22 protein-coding genes are annotated in these 25,026 nt (G+C 67.8%); 18 read left to right on the plus strand and 4 right to left on the minus strand.

Annotated elements, in window-relative coordinates; genetic code table 11:
• Positions 1-134 precede the first annotated feature (134 nt).
• Positions 135-584 carry a GNAT family N-acetyltransferase gene (locus ACZYZ4_RS01525; protein WP_463857889.1) on the plus strand — a complete coding sequence of 150 codons (450 nt, stop codon included), beginning with the start codon at positions 135-137 and terminating at the stop codon, positions 582-584.
• Here ACZYZ4_RS01525 and ACZYZ4_RS01530 read toward each other — a convergent pair.
• Entirely contained in the window at positions 529-2,010 is a 1,482-nt protein-coding gene (locus tag ACZYZ4_RS01530; RefSeq protein WP_463857536.1) for a family 4 glycosyl hydrolase, read from the minus strand. The two genes, ACZYZ4_RS01525 and ACZYZ4_RS01530, sit on opposite strands and share 56 nt — an antisense overlap.
• Before the next feature lie 70 nt (positions 2,011-2,080).
• On the opposite strand from ACZYZ4_RS01530, the gene ACZYZ4_RS01535 reads away from it, so the two are divergent.
• From ACZYZ4_RS01535 to ACZYZ4_RS01560, 6 genes are all read left to right on the plus strand, one after another.
• A complete protein-coding gene (locus ACZYZ4_RS01535; protein ID WP_463857538.1) occupies positions 2,081-3,172 on the plus strand; it encodes a carbohydrate kinase family protein in 1,092 nt (363 codons plus the stop codon).
• 90 nt (positions 3,173-3,262) lie between these two features.
• Entirely contained in the window at positions 3,263-4,528 is a 1,266-nt protein-coding gene (gene alr / locus ACZYZ4_RS01540; RefSeq protein ID WP_463857540.1) for an alanine racemase, read from the plus strand.
• A 17-nt stretch (positions 4,529-4,545) separates the two neighbouring features.
• A complete protein-coding gene (tsaE, locus tag ACZYZ4_RS01545) occupies positions 4,546-5,148 on the plus strand; it encodes a tRNA (adenosine(37)-N6)-threonylcarbamoyltransferase complex ATPase subunit type 1 TsaE (protein ID WP_463857891.1) in 603 nt (200 codons plus the stop codon).
• A complete protein-coding gene (tsaB, locus tag ACZYZ4_RS01550; protein WP_463857542.1) occupies positions 5,148-5,819 on the plus strand; it encodes a tRNA (adenosine(37)-N6)-threonylcarbamoyltransferase complex dimerization subunit type 1 TsaB in 672 nt (223 codons plus the stop codon). Before tsaE ends, tsaB begins: the two co-directional genes overlap by 1 nt.
• A 38-nt stretch (positions 5,820-5,857) precedes the next feature.
• Positions 5,858-6,361, plus strand: coding sequence for a ribosomal protein S18-alanine N-acetyltransferase (gene rimI, locus ACZYZ4_RS01555; protein WP_463857893.1), 504 nt, complete (start codon positions 5,858-5,860; stop codon positions 6,359-6,361).
• A complete protein-coding gene (locus ACZYZ4_RS01560; protein WP_463857544.1) occupies positions 6,358-7,518 on the plus strand; it encodes a tRNA (adenosine(37)-N6)-threonylcarbamoyltransferase complex transferase subunit TsaD in 1,161 nt (386 codons plus the stop codon). The genes rimI and ACZYZ4_RS01560 overlap by 4 nt, the downstream gene beginning before the upstream one ends.
• A gap of 12 nt (positions 7,519-7,530) precedes the next feature.
• Here the strand turns inward: ACZYZ4_RS01560 and ACZYZ4_RS01565 are convergent, their stop codons facing one another.
• Positions 7,531-8,682 (minus strand): glutamate--cysteine ligase, encoded by a 1,152-nt coding sequence (locus ACZYZ4_RS01565; RefSeq protein ID WP_463857546.1) that lies wholly within the window; start codon positions 8,680-8,682, stop codon positions 7,531-7,533.
• A 342-nt stretch (positions 8,683-9,024) separates the two neighbouring features.
• On the opposite strand from ACZYZ4_RS01565, the gene ACZYZ4_RS01570 reads away from it, so the two are divergent.
• Both ACZYZ4_RS01570 and ACZYZ4_RS01575 read left to right on the plus strand, forming a co-directional pair.
• Entirely contained in the window at positions 9,025-10,482 is a 1,458-nt protein-coding gene (locus ACZYZ4_RS01570; RefSeq protein WP_463857895.1) for a glycoside hydrolase family 3 protein, read from the plus strand.
• Between the two features lie 49 nt (positions 10,483-10,531).
• Entirely contained in the window at positions 10,532-11,374 is an 843-nt protein-coding gene (locus ACZYZ4_RS01575) for a shikimate 5-dehydrogenase (protein ID WP_463857548.1), read from the plus strand.
• Positions 11,375-11,401: 27 nt separating this feature from the next.
• Here the strand turns inward: ACZYZ4_RS01575 and ACZYZ4_RS01580 are convergent, their stop codons facing one another.
• Entirely contained in the window at positions 11,402-12,631 is a 1,230-nt protein-coding gene (locus ACZYZ4_RS01580; RefSeq protein WP_463857550.1) for a class I SAM-dependent methyltransferase, read from the minus strand.
• A gap of 55 nt (positions 12,632-12,686) precedes the next feature.
• Between ACZYZ4_RS01580 and ACZYZ4_RS01585 the strand changes: the two genes are divergently transcribed.
• The 3 genes from ACZYZ4_RS01585 (at position 12,687) to groL (ending at position 15,259) form a co-directional block, all read left to right on the plus strand.
• A complete protein-coding gene (locus ACZYZ4_RS01585) occupies positions 12,687-13,067 on the plus strand; it encodes a hypothetical protein (protein ID WP_463857552.1) in 381 nt (126 codons plus the stop codon).
• Positions 13,068-13,277: 210 nt separating this feature from the next.
• Positions 13,278-13,571 (plus strand): co-chaperone GroES, encoded by a 294-nt coding sequence (groES, locus tag ACZYZ4_RS01590; protein WP_056344177.1) that lies wholly within the window; start codon positions 13,278-13,280, stop codon positions 13,569-13,571.
• A gap of 77 nt (positions 13,572-13,648) precedes the next feature.
• Positions 13,649-15,259, plus strand: coding sequence for a chaperonin GroEL (gene groL, locus ACZYZ4_RS01595; protein ID WP_463857555.1), 1,611 nt, complete (start codon positions 13,649-13,651; stop codon positions 15,257-15,259).
• 156 nt (positions 15,260-15,415) lie between these two features.
• On the opposite strand, the gene ACZYZ4_RS01600 is transcribed toward groL, so the two are convergent.
• Positions 15,416-16,018: a dihydrofolate reductase family protein gene (locus ACZYZ4_RS01600; protein WP_463857556.1), complete on the minus strand. Its 603-nt coding sequence runs from the start codon at positions 16,016-16,018 to the stop codon at positions 15,416-15,418.
• Positions 16,019-16,081: 63 nt separating this feature from the next.
• On the opposite strand from ACZYZ4_RS01600, the gene ACZYZ4_RS01605 reads away from it, so the two are divergent.
• The 6 genes from ACZYZ4_RS01605 (at position 16,082) to guaB (ending at position 24,957) form a co-directional block, all read left to right on the plus strand.
• A complete protein-coding gene (locus tag ACZYZ4_RS01605; RefSeq protein WP_463857558.1) occupies positions 16,082-17,605 on the plus strand; it encodes an ATP-dependent DNA ligase in 1,524 nt (507 codons plus the stop codon).
• A gap of 190 nt (positions 17,606-17,795) precedes the next feature.
• Positions 17,796-19,448: a LuxR C-terminal-related transcriptional regulator gene (locus ACZYZ4_RS01610; protein ID WP_463857560.1), complete on the plus strand. Its 1,653-nt coding sequence runs from the start codon at positions 17,796-17,798 to the stop codon at positions 19,446-19,448.
• 110 nt (positions 19,449-19,558) lie between these two features.
• Positions 19,559-19,897 (plus strand): hypothetical protein, encoded by a 339-nt coding sequence (locus ACZYZ4_RS01615; RefSeq protein ID WP_463857562.1) that lies wholly within the window; start codon positions 19,559-19,561, stop codon positions 19,895-19,897.
• Positions 19,894-21,000: a flavin-containing monooxygenase gene (locus tag ACZYZ4_RS01620; RefSeq protein WP_463857564.1), complete on the plus strand. Its 1,107-nt coding sequence runs from the start codon at positions 19,894-19,896 to the stop codon at positions 20,998-21,000. Before ACZYZ4_RS01615 ends, ACZYZ4_RS01620 begins: the two co-directional genes overlap by 4 nt.
• Positions 21,001-21,128: 128 nt before the next feature.
• Positions 21,129-23,171 (plus strand): acyltransferase family protein, encoded by a 2,043-nt coding sequence (locus ACZYZ4_RS01625; protein WP_463857897.1) that lies wholly within the window; start codon positions 21,129-21,131, stop codon positions 23,169-23,171.
• A 274-nt stretch (positions 23,172-23,445) separates the two neighbouring features.
• Entirely contained in the window at positions 23,446-24,957 is a 1,512-nt protein-coding gene (gene guaB, locus ACZYZ4_RS01630; protein WP_463857566.1) for an IMP dehydrogenase, read from the plus strand.
• Positions 24,958-25,026: the final 69 nt, after the last annotated feature.

The following is a 25,026-nucleotide window of genomic DNA, read 5'->3' on the forward strand; positions in this document are numbered from 1 at the left end:
ACTACTCCAGCCGCTCCCGGGCGGTCTCCCGCACGTGACGGGCTGCTAACGTGGCGCGTGTGAATGCAGCCACAACTCTGCCCAGTTCCGCAGAGTACTCGATCCGCCCCGCCACGGACGCCGACTGGCCCGGCATGTGGACAGTGCTGGAGCCCGTCATCAGGTCCGGCGAGACGTTCACCTGGGACCGGTACACCACAGAGTCGGACGCCCGCACCCGCTGGTTCAAGGACGCCCCCGGCCAGGCCTTTGTGGCCGTGACGGCCGACGGCAGCGTTATCGGCACGGGCGAGCTGCACCCCAACCAGGGCGGCGCCGGCAGCCACGTGGCCAACGCCGGCTACATGGTCCACGGCGGCCACAACGGCAAAGGCGTGGCGCGGGCACTGTGCGCCTACTCTCTGGACGCGGCCCGCGACGCGGGCTTCCGGGCCATGCAGTTCAACGCCGTGGCGGAAAGCAATGTCCGCGCGGTGGCTGCCTGGCAGGGCATGGGCTTCGAAATCCTCGCCACCATCCCCGACGCGTTCAATCACCCGAAACTGGGATACGTGGGCCTACACGTGATGTACCGGAAGCTCTAGCCCCCCAGAGCTCCCTCAGCGCAGGGAACGAGCGTTCGTAGCCGGCCAGCAACTGGGCTCCGAGTGCGGGGGAGTCCACCAGAGGATGCCGGCTGAAAGCGTCGACGGCGGCTGCCCGGTCTCCGTGCGTCGCTGCCCGGACAGTGAGCCGCTCGACCTCCTTGACGCGCAGGAGCAAGGTGAGTTGCTCCGGTCCCGGGGCTGACTGCGGAAGCGGCACCGCGCCGTCGGGCGTTACGGCGCAGGGGACCTCGACGACGGCGTCCGCCGGCAGCCCCGGAATGGCCGGTTCCGGAGGGATGCCCCCGGGGGCGGTCGCCCCGCCAGGATCGGGCGGAAGCGTGTTGGGGGTGTTGAGGATGAGCTGGGCATCCCCGGCCCCCGCCAAGGCGCGCATCACGGCCAGGGCGACGCGTTCGTAGCCGCCGCCGGCGAGGTCGTCCTCGTCGCGCTGCTCGCCGTGGGTCCGTGCCTCGGCGAGGTAGCCTTCCTCCCGCGAGCGGCGGGCGGCGTCCCACAGTCTGTAGGCGTCCGCCCCGGCAGAGGCGAGCCGCGGGTACAGCGCGGCCTGCTGGTGGTGGATGGACTCGCCGCGGGTCTGGGCCATGGCGCGCATGGCCGCGGTGGCGCTGTCCCGCTGGTAGTAGTAATAGAGGTATTCGTTGGGCAGGGCGCCGAGGTCCTGGAGGAACGGCTGCGGGAAGAGCCGGCCTTCCTCAAACGTGTCGAGGCCGGCCGGGTCCGACAGCAGCGCAGGCAGCAGATCCTGGCCGCCGGACCCCAGCCGGTAGAGCCAGCCCAGGTGGTTGAGACCGAAGTAACCCACGCCGTCGAGCCTTCCGTCCGGCAGCGGCAGGCCGGCCGCGCGGGCCGCCCGGTGCACCAGCCCACCCGCGGAATCGCAGATCCCGATGACCCGGCGGCCAAGGACAGGCAGCAGGGCTTCGGTGACCATGCCGGCCGGGTTGGTGAAGTTGATCAGCCAGGCGTCCGGGCAGAGCTCCAGCATCTGCCGCGCCAGGTGCAGCATTTCGGGGATGGTGCGCAGAGCGTAGGAGATGCCGCCTGCGCCGGTGGTTTCCTGGCCGAGCAGGCCAAGGTCCTGGGCCACGCGTTCGTCGTTGATCCGGCCGGCCGTGCCGCCGGGACGGATGGCCGCGAACACCAGGTCTGTACCCGCCAGGGCCTCCGGCAGGGACGTGGTTGTGTGCACGGCGGGCGGCTTGGCACCTGCGCTCGGGCCTGCGTTAGCGCCGCCGTCGGACTCCGGCATGGCGTGCAGAACCGCGGTGATGGCACTGAGGCGGGCGGGATCGACGTCGAACAGCACCAGTTCGCTGACCAGCCCCGCAAACGCGCCGGACGCCAGCGCCCGGTATACAAGCGGCACGCGGAACCCGCCGCCGCCGGCAATCATAAGCCGCATAGTCAGCAGTCTAGGGGGCCGCCGGTCGCGCCCCTACCGTGGGGCCGCGGCAGGGCGTAGTGTGCCGGACATGGACGCCATCCCGGACCGCCGCTTCGATCCGCTCTCAACCGTCCGCACACCGTCCGACGGCGGGTTCGACCTGCTGCTGGCCGGTACGGTTTTCCAGGACATCATCTTCACGGGACTGCCGCACGCGCCCGAGCCGGGCACGGAAATCTGGAGCGAGGGCATGGGCAGCTGCCCCGGCGGCGTCGCGAACCAGGCCATTGCCGCGGCGAGGCTGGGGCTGCGCACGGGACTGGCAGCCGCCTTCGGCGACGACGGCTACGGGGACTACAACTGGAAAATCCTGGCCGGGCAGGAACACGTGGACCTGAGCCTGTCGCGCCGCATCCCGGGGTGGCATTCCCCAGTCACCGTCTCGCTCAGCGTCCACAACGACCGTTCCCTGGTGACGCACGGCCACCCGGCCCCCGTGACGTCGTCGGAACTGATCGGGTTGCCGCCCCCTGCGCTCGCCGGCATTGCCGAACTGGACGATGAGATCGAACCGTGGGCCGTGGCCGCGCACCAGGCCGGCGTGAAGCTGTTCGGGGATGTGGGCTGGGACCCCAGCGGGAAGTGGTCACCGGTCCGGCTCGAGAACCTGCAGTATTTCCATGCCTTCCTGCCCAACCAGCGCGAGGCGATGGCCTTCACGGGGAAGGACAATCCGTGGTCCGCGCTGTACGCGTTGGCGGACCGCGTGCCAGTGGCAGTAGTGACGCTCGGCGCGCAGGGTGCCATGGCTGTGGACTCGGAGACGGGCGAGGAGGAGTGGGTGCCGTCGTTGCCGGTGACTGCCTTTGATCCCACCGGAGCCGGCGACTGCTTTGACGCGGCCTTCATCGTGGGCAGCCTGGCCGGCTGGCCGCTGGGAAACCGGCTCCGCTTCGCCAACCTTTGCGCGTCCCTGGCCGTGCAGGAGGTGGGCGGTTCGCTGGCGGCGCCCGGCTGGGGAGACATCGCCGACTGGTGGAAGCGGGCCAACTCCCGGCCGGAACGCCAGAGCAGCCAGTGGCTCCGCCGCTTCGGTTTCCTCGCCGACATTATCAGCGACGTCCCGCTGGCGGCACAGCGCCGGGCCACCGCCACCATCGCCCACCTGTCCGACGCCTGAGCGCCCTACGCCGGGGCGCCAGGCGCCTCAACGCGGGCGCCCTGGCGCCGCGATTATCCCGCCCTGAGCGCCCGCACTAGAATCACTAACGTGACTTATCCCGTAACAACCGGAGACTTCAGCGCGGCCTCAGGACCTGATCCTCTGTACGAGCGGTCCGCCGTCATCGACCTGGACGCCATCCGCCACAACGTGCGACGGCTGGCGGACGCGGCCTCACCCGCCAAGGTCATGGCCGTGGTGAAGGCCGACGCGTACGGACACGGCGCGGTTCCGGTGGCCCGGGCCGCCCTCGAAGCCGGCGCATCCTGGCTGGGGGTCGCGCACATCTCCGAGGCCCTGGCACTGCGGGCCGCGGGCATCGATGCCCCGCTGCTGGCCTGGCTGCACACGGCGGAAAGCAACTTCGCGGCGGCCGTGGCTGCCGGCGTCGACATCGGTTGCTCCGGCTGGGAACTGGACCGCATTGCGGCCGCCGCACGTGACCAGGAGCGTCCCGCCCGGATCCACCTGAAAGTGGACACGGGGCTGGGACGGAACGGCGTAACGCTCGATGCCTGGGACCAGCTGCTGGGCGAAGCCATGGAATACCAGGACCAGGGCCTCCTGCGCGTGGTGGGCATCTTCTCCCATCTGTCCGTGGCGGATGAACCCGAACGGCCGGAAACCGATGAACAGTTGGCGGCTTTCCGCGAGGTGCTGGCCGTGGCCGAGGACGCGGGCGTGGACCCCGAAGTCCGCCACCTGGCCAACACCCCCGCCACGCTGTCCCGCCCCGATACGCACTTTGACCTGGTCCGCGTGGGCCTGGGCATCTATGGCCTCTCGCCCTTTGAAGGCCAGACTTCCGCCGAACTGGGCCTCCGGCCCGCTATGACGCTGCGCACCTTGGTGTCCCAATGCAAGCAGGTCCCCGACGGCCAAGGCGTCTCCTACGGCCTGCGCTACCGCACCAGCGGCCCCAGCACCCTGGCGCTGATCCCGCTGGGCTACGCCGACGGCGTGCCCCGCATTGCCACCGGCGGTCCCGTCCGGGTGGCTGGCCGGACCTACCCCGTGGTGGGCCGGATCGCCATGGACCAGATGGTCATCGACCTTGGCAACATCGGCCCCTCCACTGCGGATCTCTTCGGCGCCGAAGCGGTGCTGTTCGGCAACGGGGACGACGGCGGGCCCACCGCGGATGACTGGGCGGCCGCCGCCGGCACCAACAACTACGAGATCGTGACCCGGATCAGCCCGCGGGTGCCGCGCCGGTTCATCAACGACAGTCCCGCCGTCGGCCCTTCCGGTGGCAGCCCTGCCGGCGACGCTCCCGACGTGGGCAATCCCGATGCCGGGCAGGCGACGCCGTGAGCGTGCCCCCGGCAGAGATGCCCAACTGGGAAGAGACGCTGAGAGTCACGACGGCGGATGAGACTCACACGCTCGCCGCCGCTTTGGGGGCGGAGCTGCGGGCCGGGGACCTGTTGGTGCTGACCGGCGAGCTGGGTGCCGGGAAAACCACCTTCACGCAGGGGCTCGGCGAGGGCCTGGGCGTGCGCGCGGGCATTATTTCGCCCACCTTCGTCCTGGTCCGCATCCATCCCAACCTGCCCGACGGCCCGCGACCCGGTGGCCCGGATCTGGTGCACGTTGACGCATACCGGCTGGGATCGGCGTCGGAAATCGACGACATTGACCTGGAAAACACGCTGGACTCGTCCGTGACCGTGGTGGAGTGGGGACGCGGCCGGGTGGAGCACCTGAGCGAGAGCCGGCTGGAAGTGGACCTGCACCGCGCGATCGGGCTGGAGGCTATTGGTCTGGAAGCGACGCCGGATGCGGCGGAACGGGAAGCCAACCCCGCCCACGCCGAAATCCTGGACTTTGACACCGAGGACCTCGACGAACCCCGCACCATCGTGCTGCGCGGCTTTGGTCCCCGCTGGAGCACCAAGCCTGCCCTGGGCGGCGCCGTCGAAGGGACACCCTGATGCTCATTCTCGCCATCGACACCTCCGCCGTGGCCAGTGCGGCCCTGGTCTCGGACGACGCCCTCGAAGGCGTGGTGGCCAGCTTCTCCACCGAGGACACCCGCAGCCACGCCGAAGTGCTGGCCCCCGGCATCGAGGACCTGCTTGCCTCCGCGGGCGTCACCGGACGGGACATCGACGCCATCGTGACAGGCGTGGGCCCCGGCCCGTTCACCGGCCTGCGCTCAGGGATCGCAACCGCCCGGACACTCGCCTTCGTCTGGGACAAACCGCTGTACGGGCTGATGAGCCTGGATGCCGTGGCGCTGGAAGTGGCAGAGTCCACCGACGCCGCGGCCGAGTTCCTGGTGGTCACGGACGCCCGGCGTAAAGAGGTCTACTGGGCGCGGTACAGCCTCGCCGAAGGCCAGTTGCCGCAGCTCGAGGACGGCCCGCATGTCAGCTTCGCCGCCGAGCTCCCGGACCTCCCGGCCTACGGGGCCGGCGCCGGACTCTACAGTAATGTGCTGCGCGCAGACCCTGACTTCAGCAACGAACAGCCGGACGCCCTCTACCTCGGACAGTTCGCCCTGGCCCGGCTGGCAGCCGGCGGGCACCTGCTCGACTCCACGCCCCTGTACCTCCGGGAATCCGACGCCCAAGTGCCCGGGCCACGGAAGCGGGCCCTGTGAGCTTGCCGACCAGCGCTGACGGAGTGGTCTTCCGGGACATGACCTTGGAGGACGTGCCCGCCGTGAACGCCCTCGAGCAGCGGCTGTTCCCGGCTGACGCGTGGCCGCTGCACATGTTCCTGTCCGAACTGTCCCAGCGCGAAACGCGCCGCTACGTGGTGGCGGAAAGCGGCGGGGACATTGTGGGCTACGCCGGCCTGATGTGCATCGAGCCCATCGCGGATGTCCAGACCATCGCCGTCGTGCCTGAATTCGAAGGCCGGGGCATCGGCTCAACGCTCCTGACCCGGCTGATCGAGGAGGCCCGGCACTGCGGAGCTGCGGACGTCCTCCTGGAGGTCCGTGCGGACAATCCCCGGGCCCAGCAGCTGTATGTGCGGTTCGGCTTCGAACAGATCCACATCCGCCGGGGGTATTACCGCGACGGGGTTGACGCCCTGATCATGCGGGGGCAGTTGGTCCCCGATGGCTCAGTGCCGGACCCCGCACCAGCCGACTCCGCACCAGCACTTGATCCCACAACAGAAGCAGGCCAGGCATGAACCGCTCACAGCCTTTGGTGCTGGGCATCGAATCCTCTTGCGACGAAACCGGCGTCGGCATCGTCCGCGGCACCACGCTGCTTACCAACACGGTGTCCTCTTCGATGGATGAGCACGTCCGCTTCGGCGGCGTGATCCCCGAAATCGCCTCCCGCGCACACCTTGACGCCTTTGTGCCCACCCTGCGCCAGGCCCTCGCCGACGCCGACGTAACGCTGGAGGACGTGGATGCCATCGCCGTCACCTCCGGCCCGGGGCTCGCGGGTGCCCTGATGGTGGGGGTCTGCGCCGCAAAGGCACTGGCCGTGGCCACCGGAAAGCCGCTGTATGCCATCAACCACCTCGTGGCGCATGTCGGCGTCGGACTGCTGGACGGGAAGCACGACGGCGGTGCTGCCGCCGGCCGAGGGGCCGGCCGTTCCGCCAGTCTCGCGGCCGGTCTAGCCGTAGGGCTCGGCCACGGCGGGCGTCTCCCGGAGAACCTCGGCGCGTTGCTGGTCTCCGGCGGGCACACCGAAATCCTGAAGATCAACAGCATCACCAGCGACGTCCAGCTCCTCGGCTCCACCATCGACGACGCCGCCGGCGAAGCCTACGACAAGGTGGCCCGCATCCTGGGCCTTGGCTACCCGGGCGGCCCCGCCATTGACAAGCTGGCCCGCACCGGCAACCCCAAGGCCATCCGGTTCCCCCGCGGCCTGAGCCAGCCCAAGTACATGGGCACCGCCGAGGAGCCGGGAAAGCACCGCTACGACTGGTCCTTCAGCGGGCTGAAGACAGCAGTGGCGCGGTGCGTCGAGCAGTTTGAGGCCCGTGGCGAGGACGTGCCGGTGGCCGACATCGCCGCCGCCTTCCAGGAAGCGGTGGTGGATGTGATCACGTCCAAGGCCGTCCTGGCCTGCCGCGAGCACGGCATCAAAGACGTGCTCTTGGGCGGGGGAGTGGCAGCCAACTCCAGGCTGCGGGAACTCACCGCCCAGCGCTGTGCGTCCGCCGGAATCAAACTCCACGTGCCGCCGCTGGACCTGTGCACGGACAACGGCGCCATGGTGGCGGCCCTCGGCTCCCAGCTGGTGATGGCGGGGGTCGGGCCCAGCGGCATCCGCTTCGCCCCGGACTCCTCGATGCCGGTCACCGCGGTGTCACTCCCCGCCTGACCGGCCGGAGGACTAGCCCGTCGGGCCGTTTCGCATCTGCTTGACCAGGTCCAGCACCACGGCCTGCAGGTCGCCGCCGTGCTCGGCAGCGACGCGGCGCTGCCGCTGGTACCCGGCGCCGCGGCGGATGATCTTTTCGACGTCCGCCAGTTCGTCGGGGCAGCCGAGCTTCGCGGCCACCGGCTCAAGCCGGTTCAACGTCTCCAGCAGGTGGTCGGTGACCAGCTGTTCGTTGCCGGCGGCGTCGAGGATAATGATGGCCTCCATGCCGTAGCGGGCGGCACGCCACTTGTTCTCCTGGATGTGCCACGGCGGCATGGTGGGGATGGTGCCGCCGTTGTCCAGCGTGGTGGAGAACTCGTCCACCAGGCACTGGGTGAGGGCTGCAATCGCGCCCACTTCCTCCAAAGTAGCCAGACCGTCGCAGATGCGCATCTCGATGGTACCGAGGTTGGGAACCGGACGGATGTCCCAGCGGATCTCGGAGAGCGTGTCGATCACGCCGGTGGTGAACATGTCCTGGACGTAGGACTCGTATTCGTCCCAGGACGTGAACTGGAAGGGCAGGCCTGCCGTCGGCAGCTGCTGGAACATGAGGGCACGGTGCGACGCGTAGCCGGTGTCCTCGCCGCCCCAGAACGGGCTCGACGCCGAGAGCGCCTGGAAGTGCGGGAAGTAGTTGACCAGGCCGTCCAGCACGGGGAGTGCCTTTTCGCGCCGGTCCAGGCCCACGTGGACATGCACACCGTAGATGACCATCTGCCGGCCCCACCATTGGGTCCGGTCGATCAGCTTGGCATACCGGGCATTGTCCGTCACAGGCTGCAGTTGCGGCGGGCTGAACGGGTGGCTGCCGGCGCAGAAGACCTCAACGCCCATGGGGTCGGTGATTTCGCGGACGGCGGCCAGGGACCGGCTGAGGTCTGCCTTGGCTTCGCCGACGGTCCGGCAGATCCCGGTGACCAGTTCCACCGTGTTCAGCAGGAGTTCCTGCTTGATGTGGGGGTGTTCGTCGTCTTCGTTGAGTTCGGGGTGTTTGGCAACCACACCGTGGAGCACCTCGTTGGCCACCGATGCCAGTTCGCCGGTCCGGCCGTCCACGAGGGCCAGCTCCCATTCCACACCAAGAGTTGATTGCTTCGATGAAGCGAAATCAATCTTCATGCGTTCCCCTAACTGTTCGGATATCCCTGGGCACACGCCGCGTTCAAGTCTAGTGCAGGGGGTAGCATCGTCTTGATGGCCTTGTTCCCGTGGACCCGTGACAGTATTCACAAAACCACCCTCATATTCGCGGCTGCCGCTGTGGCAACGATGACTGCCTGCACGGCAGTTCCCACCACCGCCCCGGCGACCTCCAGCCCCGCGCCGGCCTCAACTCCGGAATCAGAGCGTCCGACGACGGCGCCTCCGTCCGCTTCTCCCTCACCTGACCCCGGGCTGCGGCCGCTGGGCTGGGGCCCCGAACAGCGGGACCAGGATGCTGCCGCGGCCGCAGTGGCGGCGATGTCGGTGGAGGAGAAAGCCGGGCAGGTGCTGATGCCCGTGTACGCCGGTACCGACGCCGAAGCCCAGGCCGCCACCATTGAACGCCTCCACCTGGCCGGGTCCATCATCATGGGCGACAACATCCCGCTGGACGCGCGCGGACAGGCGGACCTGGCAGCCATGACGGCGGTCAATGCCCGGCTGACCCGGGCCGCCCAGGCTGACGGCAGGCCCTGGCCCGGGCTCATCGGCGTGGACCAGGAGGGCGGGATCGTGGCCCGGCTGGGAGCGCCGCTGACCGAATGGCCAACACCCCTGAGCTACGGGGCAGCCGGCAATGTGCCGCTCACCAAGGATGCCGGCCGGGCTTTGGCCGCCGAGATCGCTTCGCTGGGCTTCACCGTTGACTTCGCGCCCGATGCGGACGTAACCATCGGCCCTGCGGACCCAACCATCGGAGCTCGGTCGATGTCCGGAAACCCGGACCAGGCGGGGGTGCTGGCAGTGGCGTTTTCGCAGGGGATGCAGGAGGCAGGCGTGCTGCCCGCCGTCAAGCATTTCCCTGGCCATGGTTCCGTCACCGTGGACTCGCACCAGGACCTTCCAGTGCAGCCTGCGGGCATCGCGGAGCTCGAAGCCCGCGACTGGAAGCCGTTCCGGGCCGCAATCGCAGCCGGTGTGCCCATGGTCATGACCGGGCACATCGCCGTACCGGCCCTGGAACCTGACGTCCCGGCGTCGTTGTCCGGCCCTACCTATGCTGCGCTGCGCGGCATGGGCTTCAACGGTGTGGCGGTGACTGATGCCCTCAACATGGGCGCAGTCCAGAAGCAATACCCGGGCGGCTCCGCAGCAACGGCGGCGCTCGCCGCGGGCGCGGACCTGCTCCTGATGCCCACGGACGTGGGGCAGGCCCATGCGGCCATCGTGAGTGCTGTGGCCGCCGGAACCCTGCCCGCGGCACGCCTGGACGAAGCGGCCCAGCGCGTCGCCACCATGATGACCTGGCGCGGCCGCACCAACTCACCCGCAGCCATCCCTTCCGCGGATGCGCAGGCCAGCACCCCCGGCAGCGGCGGGGACATCTCGGCGCGGGTCTCCGCGGCCGCAGTCACAGTGCTGTCCGGACACTGCGGCGCGCCAATCGTCCAGGGAAGCATCCGGATCGCCGGGGGTTCAGCGCAGGACAGGGCACGCTTTGAGGCGGCCGCAGCGAAGGCCGGGCTCGGCACAGGGACGGGCCCCCTGGTCAGCCTCATCGGCTACGCCGGGCGGCCGGTCGGGGGCGACATCGCCGTGGCACTGGATGCGCCGTGGCCGCTGCAGGATTCCAGCGCGTCGGTGAAAATTGCGCTGTACGGCCGAACCCCGGGTGCCTTTGACGCCCTGGTTGGCGTCCTGGCAGGCAAGGCGACTGCCCCGGGGAAGCTGCCCGCCGCCGTCGGAAGTCATCCAGCCGGGACGGGCTGCCCGTAACGTGCCCCGCAACACATCGCCGAACGGACGACGGCGGTTTAATGGACAGGTGCCCATTCTGAATAAAGACATGACCTTGTGTATTTCGCTGTCGGCCCGGCCCAGCAACAACGGGACCAGGTTCCACAACCACCTCTACGACCAGCTGGACCTGAACTGGATCTACAAGGCCTTTGCCCCCACTGACCTGGCCCAGGCAATCGCCGGCGTCAGGGGCCTGGGCATCCGGGGCTGTGCGGTGTCCATGCCGTACAAGGAGGACGTGATGGCCCTCGTGGATGAGCTGGATCCCTCCGCCAAAGCCATCGATTCGATCAACACGATCGTGAACACCGACGGGCACCTCAAGGCCTACAACACCGACTACACCGCCATCGAGCAACTCCTCGCCAGCAACGCCGTGCCCACGGACTACTCGGTGCTGGTCCAGGGCGCCGGCGGCATGGCCAAGGCCACCGTCGCGGCCCTGCGCGACGCCGGCTTCACGGACGTCACCGTCATCGCCCGGAACGAAGACACCGGACGGGCGCTGGCCGAGCAGTACGGGTTCCAGTGGAAGGCAACACTCGACGGCGGCACCGCGGACCTGATCATCAACGTCACACCTATCGGTATGGCGGGGGGTATGGCGGGAGGTATGCAAGGTGGTCCGGAAGTGGACTCCCTGTCCTTCCCGGAAGATGCGATCGCCGCAGCCAAAGTGGTGTTCGACGTTGTGGCGCTGCCGGCTGAGACACCGCTGATTAAGGCGGCCCGCGCCGCCGGGAAACAGGTCATCACGGGCGCCGAGGTGGCCACCATCCAGGCGCTCGAGCAGTTTGTGCTCTACACCGGCGTCCGGCCTACCCACGAGCAGGTCCGGGCCGCCGAGGAGTTTATGCGCGCCCAGTAGGGCCTGGTCTGAGAAGCGTTCGCTGCCTCAGACCGGTTCCACCGAGATGGCCACCCGGTCCTCCCCGATGCGGGTCAGGACCAGGGTGGCTGTTTTTTGGCCGGCCTTCTTCCCGGAGGTCTTGCTACCGGCGAACAGCTGCTTGCGCAGTTCCTCCGGGGTTACCGAGGTGCCGCGTTTTTTGATGTCCAGCACCGTGATGCCGTTCTCCTTCACCCAGGCCTTGAGCGCCTTGACGTTGTACGGCATCACTTCCAGGACCTTGTAGGCCCGGGCGAACGGCGTGTCCACCAGTTCCGGGGCGCAGATGTAGGCGATGTGCTCGTCCAGCAGGTGCCCGCCCAGTTGAAGCGCGACGTCGGCCACCAGGCCGGCGCGGATCACCGCACCATCGGGCTCATACAGGTAGCCCGCCGCCGGTCCCACCGGCGCGGCGGGACCGCCGTCGAAGTCTTCAGCGCTGGTCAGCTCGGCGGCACCCTGCGGGCCAAGCAGCAGCGCCGCCCGGCGGATTCCGGGCCGGCGCACGGAGTTGAACCATAGGGCCACCTCGGTGACGTCGCCGCCCACCGATACCCACTGTGCCTCGCAGCCGGCGGGAACTGACTCGTGGGGCATGCCGGGTCCCATTTTGACTCCGACGGCGCGCCCGGTGGCAGCGAGCATTTCCACGAAGGACAGCGGCGGCGAAAACGCCTCAGGATCCCAGATCCTCTTGGTACCGGAGGTGGAGGTGACCCGTCGTGCGGGATCCAGCCAGACGCCGTCGACCCCTTCCAAAGGGACGGTGGTGGCGTCCGAATGCACCACGGTGGCGTTGGGGAAGGGAATCAGGTTGACCGTGGCGCAGGCGGCCGTGGTTTCGTCCATTTCCACGGCCGTGACCGTGATGTCCATCGATGCCAGGGCCAGGGAGTCCGCGGCGAGGCCGCACCCGAGGTCGGCTACGTGGCGGACGCCGGCCTGCGCAAAGCGCTCGGCATGCCGAGCGGCAACAGTGAGACGCGTGGCCTGTTCCAGCCCGGCCTGCGTGAAGAGCATGCTCCGGGCGAACTCCCCGAACTTCAGCTCGGCCTTGGTGCGCAGCCGGGACTGGGTGAGGACGGCGGAGACCAGTGCGGGGGAGTGCCCGGCCTTTCGGAGGGCCGCGTTGAGCTCAAAGGCCTCGTCCTCGCGGTACGGGCCCAGGGACGCCAGCAGCTCCCAGCCTTCGCTCGTGAGCAATGGGGCGATCTGGTCCTGCGGTGCTTGAGCCATGGGTTCAAGCCTAGTGGAGGTGGCCGCGCGGCCAGTTCCCGCTAGGGTTGAAGGCATGGAAGACAGTGCAGGCACCCAGCCGTCCGGACCACCCCAAGCCAGCAATCCGGACCTGGTGAAGTTCGCCCGCCCCGCGCTGATTGCAGGATCCGCAGTGGCCGTGGTCTGCGTCGCGCTGCTGGTGATTATCTTCTTCCTTGACACGTTCAACGCCACTGTCTACTCCGTGGGCGGCAACGACATCCAGGACGCCACGGACGAGGCACGGGAGATCCGCGGCCTCTACGCCGGGGCACGCGTAGGCGGCATCATCCTACTGGTGGTCTCGCTGCTGGCTGCCGTAGGCGGCGCCGTGGTGCTGTACCTGCGGCGGGGCACCGCCAATGGGGACGAAGGCGACGAGGACGTCGATTTTGAGGACCTCACCGGCCGGTAACGGGCTGTTCGCCGGAGACATAATTCTGGCACTCGCCTTGACCGAGTGCTAACCAATACATAGAGTCATCATTAGCACTCTCCCTAGGAGGGTGCTAACACATGAAGAGCTGCCAGCCAGGCTGCTGCCGGCACCGCGACGACGGTTTGCCAGCCTCGGCGAAGCAGCTCAACTGTCCATGAATTTGCTGACGTAGAAGGAGAGGTCCGAGTGTCGGTCTCTATTAAGCCTCTTGAGGATCGTATTGTTGTCCGCCCGCTCGAAGCCGAGCAGACCACGGCTTCCGGCCTGGTTATCCCGGACTCCGCACAGGAGAAGCCGCAGGAGGGTGAAGTTGTTGCAGTAGGCCCCGGCCGCTTCGAAGACGGTAACCGCGTTCCGGTTGACGTAGCCGTTGGCGACGTCGTTATCTACTCCAAGTACGGTGGAACCGAAGTCAAGACCGGTGGCAACGAGTACCTCGTGCTGTCCGCCCGCGACGTTCTGGCGATCGTCGTAAAGTAACTCTTTGGATCCCCGTGCCGCTGATCATGCATTCCGCTGGTCAGCTGTGCGGGGTTCTGTCTTGAAAGGACAAAACCATGGCAAAGCAGCTTGCGTTTAACGACGCTGCCCGCCGGTCGCTTGAAGCCGGCATCGATAAGCTCGCCAACACTGTCAAGGTGACGCTCGGCCCCCGCGGCCGCAACGTTGTCCTCGACAAAAAGTGGGGGGCACCCACGATCACTAACGATGGCGTCACTATCGCCCGCGAAATTGAGCTTGATGACCCCTACGAGAACCTTGGCGCGCAGCTGGCCAAGGAAGTAGCCACCAAGACCAATGACGTTGCCGGTGACGGCACCACCACGGCCACCGTGCTGGCCCAGGCCTTGGTCAAGGAAGGCCTGCGCAACGTTGCGGCTGGCGCCGCTCCGGGCCAGATCAAGCGCGGCATCGAGGTTTCCGTCGAAGCCATTGCTGCCCGCCTGCTCGAGAACGCACGCCCGGTCGAAGGCACCCAGGTTGCCAGCGTGGCTGCCATCTCGGCCCAGAGCGACGAAATTGGCGAGCTCCTCGCCGAGGCGTTCGGCAAGGTCGGCAAGGATGGTGTGATCACCATCGAGGAGTCCTCCACCACGCAGACCGAGCTGGTCCTCACCGAGGGCATGCAGTTCGACAAGGGCTATCTGTCCCCGTACTTCGTGACCGACACCGAGCGTCAGGAAGCCGTCCTCGAGGACGCACTCATCCTGATCAACCAGGGCAAGATCTCCTCCGTGCAGGATTTCCTGCCGCTGCTGGAGAAGGCGCTGCAGAGCTCCAAGCCGCTCTTCATCATTGCCGAAGACGTTGAGGGCGAGGCCCTGTCCACGCTGATCGTCAACCGCATCCGCGGCACCCTGAACGTGGTTGCCGTCAAGGCTCCGGGCTTCGGCGACCGCCGCAAGGCCATGCTGCAGGACATCGCCACCCTCACGGGTGCACAGGTCGTCTCCGCGGAACTGGGCCTCAGCCTGGATTCGGTTGGCCTTGAGGTGCTGGGTACCGCCCGGCGCATCACGGTCACCAAGGACAACACCACCATCGTTGACGGCGCCGGTTCCGCAGAAGACGTCGCAGCCCGGGTTTCCCAGCTGCGCGCCGAGCTGACCCGCACCGACTCCGACTGGGACCGCGAAAAGCTCCAGGAGCGCCTGGCCAAGCTGGCCGGCGGCATCGGTGTCATCAAGGTCGGCGCAGCCACCGAAGTTGAGCTGAAGGAAAAGAAGCACCGCATCGAAGATGCAGTGTCCTCCACCCGCGCCGCCCTCGAAGAGGGCATCGTGGCCGGTGGCGGTTCCGCCCTGATCCACGCACTGAAGGCCCTCGACGAGGATCCTGCAGTCAAGGCCCTCGAAGGCGACGCCGCCGCTGCTGTGGGCATCGTCCGCCGCGCGCTGGTCCAGCCGCTTCGCTGGATCGCCCAGAACGCCGGTTTCGACGGCTACGTTGTCACCGCCAAGGTTGCCGAGCTCGAAACCAACAACGGCTTCAACGCCAAGACGGGCCAGTACGAGGACCTGATCGCAGCCGGTGTCATCGACCCGGTCAAGGTCACCCGTGCAGCCCTGCGCAACGCGGCATCCATCGCTGCGCTGGTTCTCACCACCGAGACCCTCGTCGTGGAGAAGCCCGCAAACGAAGAAGAGCACGCAGGCCACAGCCACTAGTCCCCACCGTCTCCCTTACCTCGCTTCGCTCGGTCAGGGAACCCTGACGGCGTGGGCCCAGAGCCTCTGCATCAAGTCTCGGCACAAAGAACCGGTCCAGCTTCGGCTGGGCCGGTTCTTTGTGCCAAAAATGGCCTGCGGCCCGGTTTTCCCGCCCTACGCGCCCGGCATGTCCTGCGTTGCAACGTCGCCCGCACGCTCGTAGACGAGCGACACAGCCCCCTTCGGGAAGGTGCGCGCCGGCTCGGCGAGGCTGAAGCAGGCGGGGATAGTCCCGGCGTCGAAGAGGCGCTTGCCCTGCCCGAGGGTGATCGGATAGAGCCAGAGGTGGAGGCGGTCGATCACGCCTGCCGCGAGCAGTGCACGGATGAGGACGCCGCTGCCGAACATGTGCACCTGGTCGTACTCCTCGCGGAGCCGACCCGCGGCCGCGGCATCCGGCAGCACCGTGGTGCCCGCCCAGCTCGGCGCGGTCAGGGTGCTGGAGACGACGAACTTGGGCACCCGGTTGAGCGTGCGGCCGATGTCGTCAGACTGGTGTGGCCAGTAGGCCTCGAAGATGTCATAGGTCTTCCGGCCGAGAAGCAGGGCGTCGATGAGGCCGATCTCGGCGCCGATGGCCGCGCCGGCCTCGGCATCGGACACCGGCGCCTGCCAGCCACCGAAGGCGAAGTCGCCCTCGGTGTCCTCCTCGCGGCCGCCGGGCGCCTGGTAGACGCCGTCGAGGGTGACGAACAGGTTCGCGACAATGGTCCCCACGCGTCCATTCTGGAACAGCGTTCCGGCACTGTCCAGCGTCCGCGGCCATGGCAGACTGGTGCCATGCTGCTCGACGAGCTCGTGAAAACCACGGATGCCGTCGCGTCGACCCGCTCCCGACTCGCGAAGGTCGACGCACTTGCCGATCTACTGCGCCGCCTCGAGCCCGGGGACATCGCGACGACCGTCGGCTTGCTCATCGCAAAGCCGCGACAGGGCCGGGTAGGGATCGGCTGGCGCGGCATGACAGCGGCCATGGGGGAGCCGGCCGCCGAGCCGAGTCTGACTGTAGCCGACCTCGACGCTGCGCTGGATCGGCTGCTCGTCACCGCAGGCGCTGGATCAGCCGCGGAGCGCGCCGCGACCCTCCGTTTGCTCACGGCGGCAGCCACCGAGCGCGAGCAGGCGTTCATCGCCGGCGTGCTGCTCGGTGAATTGCGTACCGGCGCGCTCGAGGCCGTGCTGACGGATGCCGTTGCCCGCGCCGCCGATCGGCCCGTCGACGCCGTACGCCGCGCGGCGATGCTCTCCGGCGATCTCGGCGAGACGGCCCTGCTGGCGATTACGGGCACGGCGGCCGAGCTTGACGACGTGGGCCTCGTCGTCGGCCGTCCCGTGCGGCCCATGCTCGCTGCAACCGCGGCCAGTGCTGGCGCGGCGCTGGTGGCCACGGGGGAGGCATCCGTGGAATACAAGCTCGACGGGGCGCGCATCCAGGTGCATCGCGTCGGCGACGATGTTCGCATCTACACACGCACCCTGGCCGAGGTGACCCACCGGCTGCCTGAGGTGGTGGAGGTGGTGCGCGGACTGCCGGTGCGCGATGTGATTCTCGACGGCGAGACCCTCGCCCTCGACGAGGACGGCGGGCCGCGACCGTTCCAGGAGACCATGGCGCGGTTCGGTGCGGACGCGGCGCGCGCCACGGTGCTGCACCCGTGGTTCTTCGACGTACTGCACGTCGACGGGCGCGACCTGCTCGACGAGCCGCTGGCGACGCGCATCGGTGTGCTTGAGCGCATCGCCCCCGAACACCGGATCCCGGGGGAGATCACGGCGGATGCGGCCGTTGCTGAGAGAGTGTCGCGCGATGCGCTCGCCGCGGGCCATGAGGGCGTGGTTGTCAAGGCCGTCGGATCGGCATATGCGGCCGGTCGGCGCGGTTCCAACTGGATCAAGGTGAAGCCGGTGCTCACCTACGACCTGGTGGTGCTTGCCTGCGAGTGGGGGTCAGGACGGCGCACTGGGCTGCTGTCGAACCTGCACCTCGGAGCTCTCGACCCGACCGGCGAGTTCGGCGACGCCGGCGGCTGGGTGATGGTGGGCAAGACATTCAAGGGCCTCACCGACGCCCTGCTGCGCTGGCAGACCGAGAGGTTCCAAGGGCTCGAGGTGCGGCGCACGGCGGGCACCGTCTGGGTCGAGCCCGTCACCGTGCTCGAGGTCGCGATCGACGGCGTGCAGCGTTCCTCGCGCTATCCGGGCGGAATCGCGCTGCGGTTCGCACGCGTGAAGCGCTACCGGGACGACAAGACGGCGTCGGAGGCCGACACCGTTCAGACGCTGCGCGCACTGCTGCGTTCGTAGCCGGATGAAGAGGAATCCGTCGGGCCGGCCGCATTCGACGTGGCGGAGATGACACGAGGATCAGGGCCACGTGGCACTGGCGGCCCGCTTGTGCCGGGAATGCCGCGGGCGTACCGTGGCGCTTAACCACCGTCACACCCAGCGTGCGGCAGGCCAACAGGTTGGGCGGTTGGTATCCGAAAGGGGCCAGATGTCAGTTGAAACAGGCATTGACCAGGGCAGGTCAGCCTTCCACGAACATCGCTGGACCGAGGCCTACCAGACCTTCCGTGAAGCCTATAAGCGCGGCGGGTTGCCGGCTGCCGACCTCGAACGGCTGGCTACGGCCGAGATCCTGACCGGGGAAAGCACCGCAGGGCTGGAGACCCTCACTCGTGCCCACGAGGAGTACCTGGTGATGGGCGACGTCGAGAGTGCCGCACGGTGCGCGGGCTGGATGGGCATGCAACTGATGTTCCTGGGGGAGCCGGCTCGGGCCGGAGGGTGGTTGGCCCGCGGCCAGCGGCTCGTGGATGAACTGGCCGAGCCGAGCGCCGTGCAGGGCCTCCTGCTCCTCCCGGCGGGTCTGGGCAAACTTTATGGCGGTGATCCGGCGGGCGCACTGCAGGCTTTCTCCCGCGTTGCCGAATTCGGCCAGCGGTTCCACGACAAAGACGTGTCCGCGCTGGGCCTCCTCGGCACAGGCCAGGCCACCCTGATGCTTGGTCACCCTGACAAGGGACTCAAGATGTTCGACGAGGTCATGGTGGCCGTCACGGCAGGTGAACTCGCCCCGATCCCCTCAGGGATTATCTACTGCGCAGTTATCGGCAACTGCCACCTGGCCTTTGACCTGGAGAGGGCCCTGGAATGGACGGCTGCCCTGGACCGCTGGTGCAGTGCACGCACTGACATGGTGTCGTTCAGCGGTCAGTGCCAGTCACACCGCGCCGAACTCTTCATGCTCCACGGGGCTTGGGCCGAGGCGCTGGTGGCGGCTGCGGCTGCCCAGGGACTTTCCGTAAAGGGTGATCCCCAGGCGCTTTACGGAGGCTACTACCAGCAGGGAGAGGTGGAACGGCTGAGTGGAAAACTGGACGACGCCGAAGCTTCCTACCGGCAGGCTGCCCGCTCTGGCTATGAGCCACAGCCTGGCCTCGCGCTGCTCTGGCTGGCCCGTGGAAATGCGCACCAGGCACAGGCGATGATCCGGAGGGCAGCTGGCGGGGCAGACGTCGCTACCCGCCGGAACATGTTGCCGGCACTGGTGGAGATCGAGCTGGCCGCCTCCGACCTGGAAGCCGCGCGGCGAGGTGTTCAGGAGCTGGAAGCCCTGGCCCGTGAATGCCCTATGGCCATGGTCCGCGCCGTTGCCGGCCAGGCGGACGGCGCGGTCCGGCTGGCCGACGGCGACCCCTCCGCTGCCCTGAAACCGCTCCGGGAGGCGTGGAGACTGTGGCAGGAGCTCGGTGTGCCGTACGAAGCGGCGCGTTGCCAGACGTTGGCCGGTCGCGCCTGCCGCGTGCTCGGCGATGAGGCCTCGGCGCTGATGTACCTGGAGGCAGCCCACGCTGCGCTCTTGGACCTGGGCGCGGCGCCGGCGGCAACCTGGGCGGCGTCGCTGCTGCACGAAGGCATGTTGGACAGCGGAGCCACTCCGCACACCGCGGGTCCGCTCACCCGCCGCGAGCTTGAAATCCTTCAGTTGGTGGCAACCGGAAAAGGCAACCGGGCCATCGCAAGCGAGCTGTTCTTGAGCGAAAAGACCGTAGCCCGGCATGTCAGCAACATCTTCCTGAAACTGGGCCTGTCTTCACGGGCAGCCGCCACCAGCTACGCCTACGAACACGGACTCGCAGGCTGACGTCCACACAGAACCACCCTGGCCTACATAGAAATACCCAGCAGCGCCGAGCCTGAAGTTGCATGATTTGGCCGACGCGGGCACCAGGGGCGCGGCCATAGCCTCAAAGCATGAACCTTCCAGTCCTTGCCGGCACACTTTCGACGGTGTTGTTCGCCGCCGGAATGCTGCCGATGTTGGTCAAGGCGGCCCGGACGAAGGACCTGGCTTCCTACAGCCTCGGGAACCTGTTGCTGACCAACGTTGCCAACGCCGTCCATTCCGTCTACGTCTTCAACCTCCCCGCCGGACCTATCTGGGCCCTGCACCTGGCCTACCTCCTGGCATCCGCGCTGATGCTGGCCTGGTGGCTCCGGTACCGGGAAGGCGGACAGGGCCGGCCGGATGGCCAGCCTACGGAAGGTTCAGCCATCACCATCCCCGTGGACAACAAAGGAGAGCAGCCATGAACAACAACGGTGTGACCGGCACGCTGGACACCATGATCATCGGTGGCGGGCAAGCAGGCCTGGCCCTGGGCCACTACCTGAAAGAGCAAAACCGGACGTTCCTCATCCTGGACGCACATCCAAGAACCGGTGACGCATGGCGCCAGCGCTGGGATTCCCTCCGGGTCTTTACGCCCGCAAAGTACGACGGACTCCCGGGCGTTCCGTTCCCGGCGGACCCGTTGTCCTTCCCGACTAAGGACGAGGTTGCCGGATACCTTGAGGGGTACGCCGCAAGGTTCGACCTGCCCATCCTTAACGGGGTCCGGATCGAACACCTGTGGCGGGAAGATGACCGTTTCGTCGCCGCTTCCAATGGCCGCCGCTGGGAGGCGCACAACGTCGTCGTCGCCACCGGCTGCAGCCAAACGCCCAAGGTACCGGGTTTCGCCGCGGAACTGGCACCCTCAATCGTCCAGCTTCATTCCAGTGAGTATCGGAACCTCGGGCAGCTGCAGGAAGGCCCCGTCCTGGTCGTGGGGCTGGGGAACTCGGGAGCGGAGATCGGCCTGGAAGTGTCCCGCAGCCATCCTGCTGTCCTGGCCGGCAAGCCCGGCGGCGAGATTCCGGTGAAGCACGGCCCGACGGCGGCCCGGTACTTCCTGCCGGTGGTGCGGTTCGTCGGGCTCCACATCCTCACCCTCAACAACCCGATCGGCCGCAAAGCCGCGCCGTCGTTCAAAGCACACGCGGCGCCCCTGATTAGGACGAAGTCCAAGGACCTGGCCGCCGCAGGCGTCAGGGTCGTGCCGCGGGTTGCCGGAGTGGAGGGCGGGCTGCCCGTCCTGGCGGACGGGACCCGGCTGGAGGTTTCAAACGTGATCTGGTGCACCGGGTTCCGGGATGACTTCGGCTGGATGGCTCCGGCAATGCTCGATGGCGGCGCGCTGCCCAGGCAGCGGCGCGGCGTGGCACTGGATACCCCTGGACTGTTCTTCCTGGGCCAGGAATTCATGTACGCGGCGGCGTCGGCGACACTGCCCGGGGCATGCCGTGATGCGCGTTATCTGGCGGGGCGCATCCCTGTCCCGGCCCACCGCGAATCCGCACGCGCGGCCACCTGAAGAGCCCCGCGGGACCGGATTCTGATTGGCCATCGGCCCTGCGGCTCCGTAGGCTTGATGCTTTGCTTACCCGCTTGGAGAGGTCTTCTGTGTCCAGTGCACCAGCCGAGGCTGCCCCGCGCACTGCGCTGGACGCAAAGACCGGCACGAGGACACCCGCCCGGAAACCGACATTCCGTCCCGAAGTCCAGGGCCTACGCGCGCTCGCCGTACTGATGGTGGTGACCTACCATGTGTGGCTTGGTCGGGTGTCCGGTGGGGTGGATATCTTCCTCCTGATCTCGGCCTTCCTGCTGACGCTGTCCTTCGTGCGGAAAGCGGAAGCCGGCACCTCCCTCAATCTGTTGCGGCACTGGCTGCACCTCTTCAAGCGACTGCTGCCGGCCGCCGTCGTGGTGATCCTGGGGGTCCTGGCAGGCACGTGGCTGATCCTTTCGCAAGGCCGCTGGCCCGTCATCCTGGACCAGGCCTGGGCGGCGCTGCTGTACCGGCAGAACTGGCTGCTGGCGGACACCGCCGTGGACTACTACGCCCAGGACCACGCCGCGGCGAGCCCCCTGCAGCACTTCTGGTCCCTGTCCATCCAGGGACAGGTCTTTATCCTGTGGCCTCTCGTCTTCGCCGCTTCCGCTGTTGTGTGGCGGCTCCTCAGGCACCGGTACAACGCCAGCTATCGGGCCGTCGTGGCAGCCGCGTTCGCTGGCATCCTTGTTGCCTCGCTCGCGTTCTCCATTGACCAGACGGCCACTAACCAGGCCTACGCCTACTTCGACACCCGGACGCGGCTCTGGGAATTCGCACTGGGCTCGCTGCTGGCACTTAGCCTGCCGCACCTGAAGCCCGGAAAGTTCCTGCGTGTGGCGCTCGGCTGGGCCGGGCTGGTGGCCATGGTCTCCTGCGGTCTGTTGCTGACCGTGGACCGGGCGTTCCCCGGATTCGTGGCACTCTGGCCCACACTGGCGGCCGCGGCGATCATCGTGGCCGGGCAGAGCGGGAGCCGGTTTGGTGTGGACCGCCTCCTGAGCTGGAAGCCGCTGGTCTCCTTGGGTGATAACTCCTACGCCCTCTACCTGTGGCACTGGCCCATCCTGGTGCTTGCGCTGGCCGCTACCGGCGTCGAATCACCCAACCTCATCCAGGGCGCCGCGATCATCGCCGCCTCGGTGGTCCTAGCCGTCCTCACCACCCGCTTTGTCGAAAAACCGCTCCGCGAGTGGCGCTGGCCGCAGGTGCGCACCTGGCGCACCGCCGTCGTCGTGGTTGCCTGCTGTGCCCTGCTGGCCGGACCCGTGGCGGTCTGGCAGACGAGCCTCACCGCGGAGGAAGCTGCCACTGCCGCTCAGCCCCGCGAGCTGACGCCGGGAGCGGCCCTGCTGACCCCGGGCAACGCCGGAGCGCCGGCACCGCAGGGGAGGATCATTCCTGGGCCGACCGCCCTGGACAACGACTGGGCCGGAATCCATGCGCCCTGTGTCGGTCCGAACGCCACGCCCGACCCTGCGCTGGAAGGGTGCCGGCAGGCTGTACCGTCCGGCGAAGCCACCAAACGAATCGTTGTGCTGGGTGACTCCCATGCCCAGCAGTATCTGGCCGCCTTGGCTCCCATCGCGGAAGCCCGCGGCTGGGAGCTGGTCACCCTGCTGATGCCGGCATGCCGTTTCGGGGCCGAATCCGAGACTCGGAGTGCCGAGTGCGACGCCTACAACCGGGCCAGCGCAGCGTACGTGCTGGAACACCGGCCGGATGCCGTCTTCACCGTGGCCACCCTGACCCATGAGGAAGCCCCGTTCGAGACCGAGGTGCCGGCGTACCTCGAAGGCATCCAGCCCATCGCGGACGCCGGCATAGAGATCGTCGGCATCCGGGACAACCCGCGCTTCACCATCAACATGCCCGAGTGCGTCCAGCGCCACAGCGCGAACGCCCCGGCCTGCAACCCGCCGCTGAACGAATCGCTGGTGGAGCCGTCGCCGCTGGAGAGTTACCGCGGGAAGGTCGACGGGCTGCACCTGATGGACCTGAGCGACTTCATCTGCGCCGGCGGTATCTGCCCAGCCGTGGTGGGCAACGTCTACGTGTACAAGGACGACAACCACCTCAGCCGGACGTATGTGGAAAGCATGATTCCCATGTTTGAGGAGCGGATGCTGGCGGCGACGGGCTGGAACTGAGACCTCGGCAGTAGGGCCACGCCCGCGGGGTTCCCTGGCCGAGCTTGCGAGGTTAGGGCTCGGGTGGGGATCCGTGCCGTTGCTCACAATGGACTCCCGGAATAGGGGGATCGGCGTCGAGGTTCTAATATTTACTCAAAGCTTTCTGCACGGTGACCGCGCATGAGGCACCCGAATGTACTAAGGCCCTGCACGGACCAGTCCCGTAATGACGGGCTGGTCATTAGCTGCAACCCCTACCCGTGAACCCATAACCAAGGTAAGAGGCGCACTCATGACCCAGCCCGAGCACAATCCTTTCGGCTTCATCGGCCTGACCTACGACGACGTCCTGCTCCTTCCGGGCCACACGGACGTCATCCCGTCCGAGGCTGACACTTCATCGCGGATTTCCAAGCGGATCACCGTTCACACGCCGCTGCTGTCCGCCGCCATGGACACGGTCACCGAATCCCGGATGGCGATCGCCATGGCACGCCAGGGCGGCCTGGGTGTTATCCACCGCAACCTGTCCATCCAGGACCAGGCCGACCAGGTGGACCGCGTGAAGCGCAGCGAGTCCGGGATGATCACCAACCCGCTGACCATTGGCCCTGAGGCAACGCTGGCGGAACTGGATGAGATCTGTTCGCAGTACCGGGTTTCCGGCCTCCCCGTTGTGGACGAGGGCATGCGGCTCCTCGGTATTGTCACCAACCGCGACACCCGCTTTGTGCCCGAAGCCGACTTCCCGCTGCGGCTGGTCAGCGACGTGATGACCAAGATGCCGCTGATCACCGGGCATGTTGGCATCAGCCGTGAGGAAGCCTCCCACAAGCTGGCCACAAACAAGATCGAAAAGCTCCCGCTCGTTGACGAGCAGGGCCGGCTCAAGGGCCTCATCACCACCAAGGACTTCACGAAGGCCGAGCAGTACCCGCTGGCCACCAAGGATGACGAGGGACGGCTCCGCGTAGGTGCCGCCATCGGCTTCTTCGGTGACGGCTGGGAACGCGCCATGGCACTGGTCGAGGCCGGCGTCGACGCACTCTTCGTTGACACGGCCAACGGCCACTCCCAGGGTGTGCTGGACATGATCCGCCGCCTGAAGTCCGATCCCGTCGCAGCGCACGTGGACATCATCGGCGGCCAGGCCGCCACCCGCGAAGGTGCCCAGGCCCTGATCGACGCCGGTGCCGACGGCATCAAGGTGGGCGTAGGTCCGGGCTCCATCTGCACCACCCGCGTGGTGGCCGGCGTGGGCGTCCCGCAGATCACCGCCATTTACGAGTCCGCCAAGGCAGCCATCCCTGCCGGCGTACCGCTGATCGCCGACGGCGGCCTGCAGTACTCGGGCGACATCGGCAAGGCGCTGGTGGCCGGCGCCGACACCGTGATGCTGGGTTCCCTCCTGGCCGGTTGCGATGAGTCCCCGGGCGAGCTGATCTTCGTCAACGGCAAGCAGTTCAAGAGCTACCGCGGCATGGGCTCGCTGGGCGCCATGCAGTCCCGCGGCAAGAACACGTCCTACTCCAAGGACCGCTACTTCCAGGCGGACGTCTCCGGTGATGACAAGCTCATCCCCGAGGGGATCGAAGGCCGCGTCGCTTACCGCGGCCCGCTCGCCTCAGTGGCGTACCAGCTGGTCGGCGGCCTCCGCCAGACCATGTTCTACACCGGCGCGCCCACCATCCCGGAGCTCAAGGCCCGCGGCAAGTTCGTCCGCATCACCCCGGCAGGCCTCAAGGAATCACACCCGCACGATATCCAGATGACGGTGGAGGCCCCGAACTACGGTTCGCGCTAAGCCTCGGCGCCTCCCTGACCTCGCTTCGCTGCGGCCAGGGAACCGGGCGCCGTGGGCCCAGGCTCTCGA

Source organism: Pseudarthrobacter adonitolis (assembly GCF_055412845.1).

Excerpts from the sequence above, each read along its gene's own strand:
- ACZYZ4_RS01525 (WP_463857889.1), top strand. The coding sequence starts at position 135 with ATGTGGACAGTGCTGGAGCCCGTCATCAGGTCCGGCGAGACGTTCACC.
- ACZYZ4_RS01530 (WP_463857536.1), bottom strand. The coding sequence starts at position 2,010 with ATGCGGCTTATGATTGCCGGCGGCGGCGGGTTCCGCGTGCCGCTTGTA.
- ACZYZ4_RS01535 (WP_463857538.1), top strand. The coding sequence starts at position 2,081 with ATGGACGCCATCCCGGACCGCCGCTTCGATCCGCTCTCAACCGTCCGC.
- tsaE (WP_463857891.1), top strand. The coding sequence starts at position 4,546 with ATGCCCAACTGGGAAGAGACGCTGAGAGTCACGACGGCGGATGAGACT.
- tsaB (WP_463857542.1), top strand. The coding sequence starts at position 5,148 with ATGCTCATTCTCGCCATCGACACCTCCGCCGTGGCCAGTGCGGCCCTG.
- rimI (WP_463857893.1), top strand. The coding sequence starts at position 5,858 with ATGACCTTGGAGGACGTGCCCGCCGTGAACGCCCTCGAGCAGCGGCTG.
- ACZYZ4_RS01560 (WP_463857544.1), top strand. The coding sequence starts at position 6,358 with ATGAACCGCTCACAGCCTTTGGTGCTGGGCATCGAATCCTCTTGCGAC.
- ACZYZ4_RS01565 (WP_463857546.1), bottom strand. The coding sequence starts at position 8,682 with ATGAAGATTGATTTCGCTTCATCGAAGCAATCAACTCTTGGTGTGGAA.
- ACZYZ4_RS01570 (WP_463857895.1), top strand. The coding sequence starts at position 9,025 with ATGTCGGTGGAGGAGAAAGCCGGGCAGGTGCTGATGCCCGTGTACGCC.
- ACZYZ4_RS01580 (WP_463857550.1), bottom strand. The coding sequence starts at position 12,631 with ATGGCTCAAGCACCGCAGGACCAGATCGCCCCATTGCTCACGAGCGAA.
- ACZYZ4_RS01585 (WP_463857552.1), top strand. The coding sequence starts at position 12,687 with ATGGAAGACAGTGCAGGCACCCAGCCGTCCGGACCACCCCAAGCCAGC.
- groL (WP_463857555.1), top strand. The coding sequence starts at position 13,649 with ATGGCAAAGCAGCTTGCGTTTAACGACGCTGCCCGCCGGTCGCTTGAA.
- ACZYZ4_RS01605 (WP_463857558.1), top strand. The coding sequence starts at position 16,082 with ATGCTGCTCGACGAGCTCGTGAAAACCACGGATGCCGTCGCGTCGACC.
- ACZYZ4_RS01610 (WP_463857560.1), top strand. The coding sequence starts at position 17,796 with ATGTCAGTTGAAACAGGCATTGACCAGGGCAGGTCAGCCTTCCACGAA.
- ACZYZ4_RS01615 (WP_463857562.1), top strand. The coding sequence starts at position 19,559 with ATGAACCTTCCAGTCCTTGCCGGCACACTTTCGACGGTGTTGTTCGCC.
- ACZYZ4_RS01620 (WP_463857564.1), top strand. The coding sequence starts at position 19,894 with ATGAACAACAACGGTGTGACCGGCACGCTGGACACCATGATCATCGGT.
- guaB (WP_463857566.1), top strand. The coding sequence starts at position 23,446 with ATGACCCAGCCCGAGCACAATCCTTTCGGCTTCATCGGCCTGACCTAC.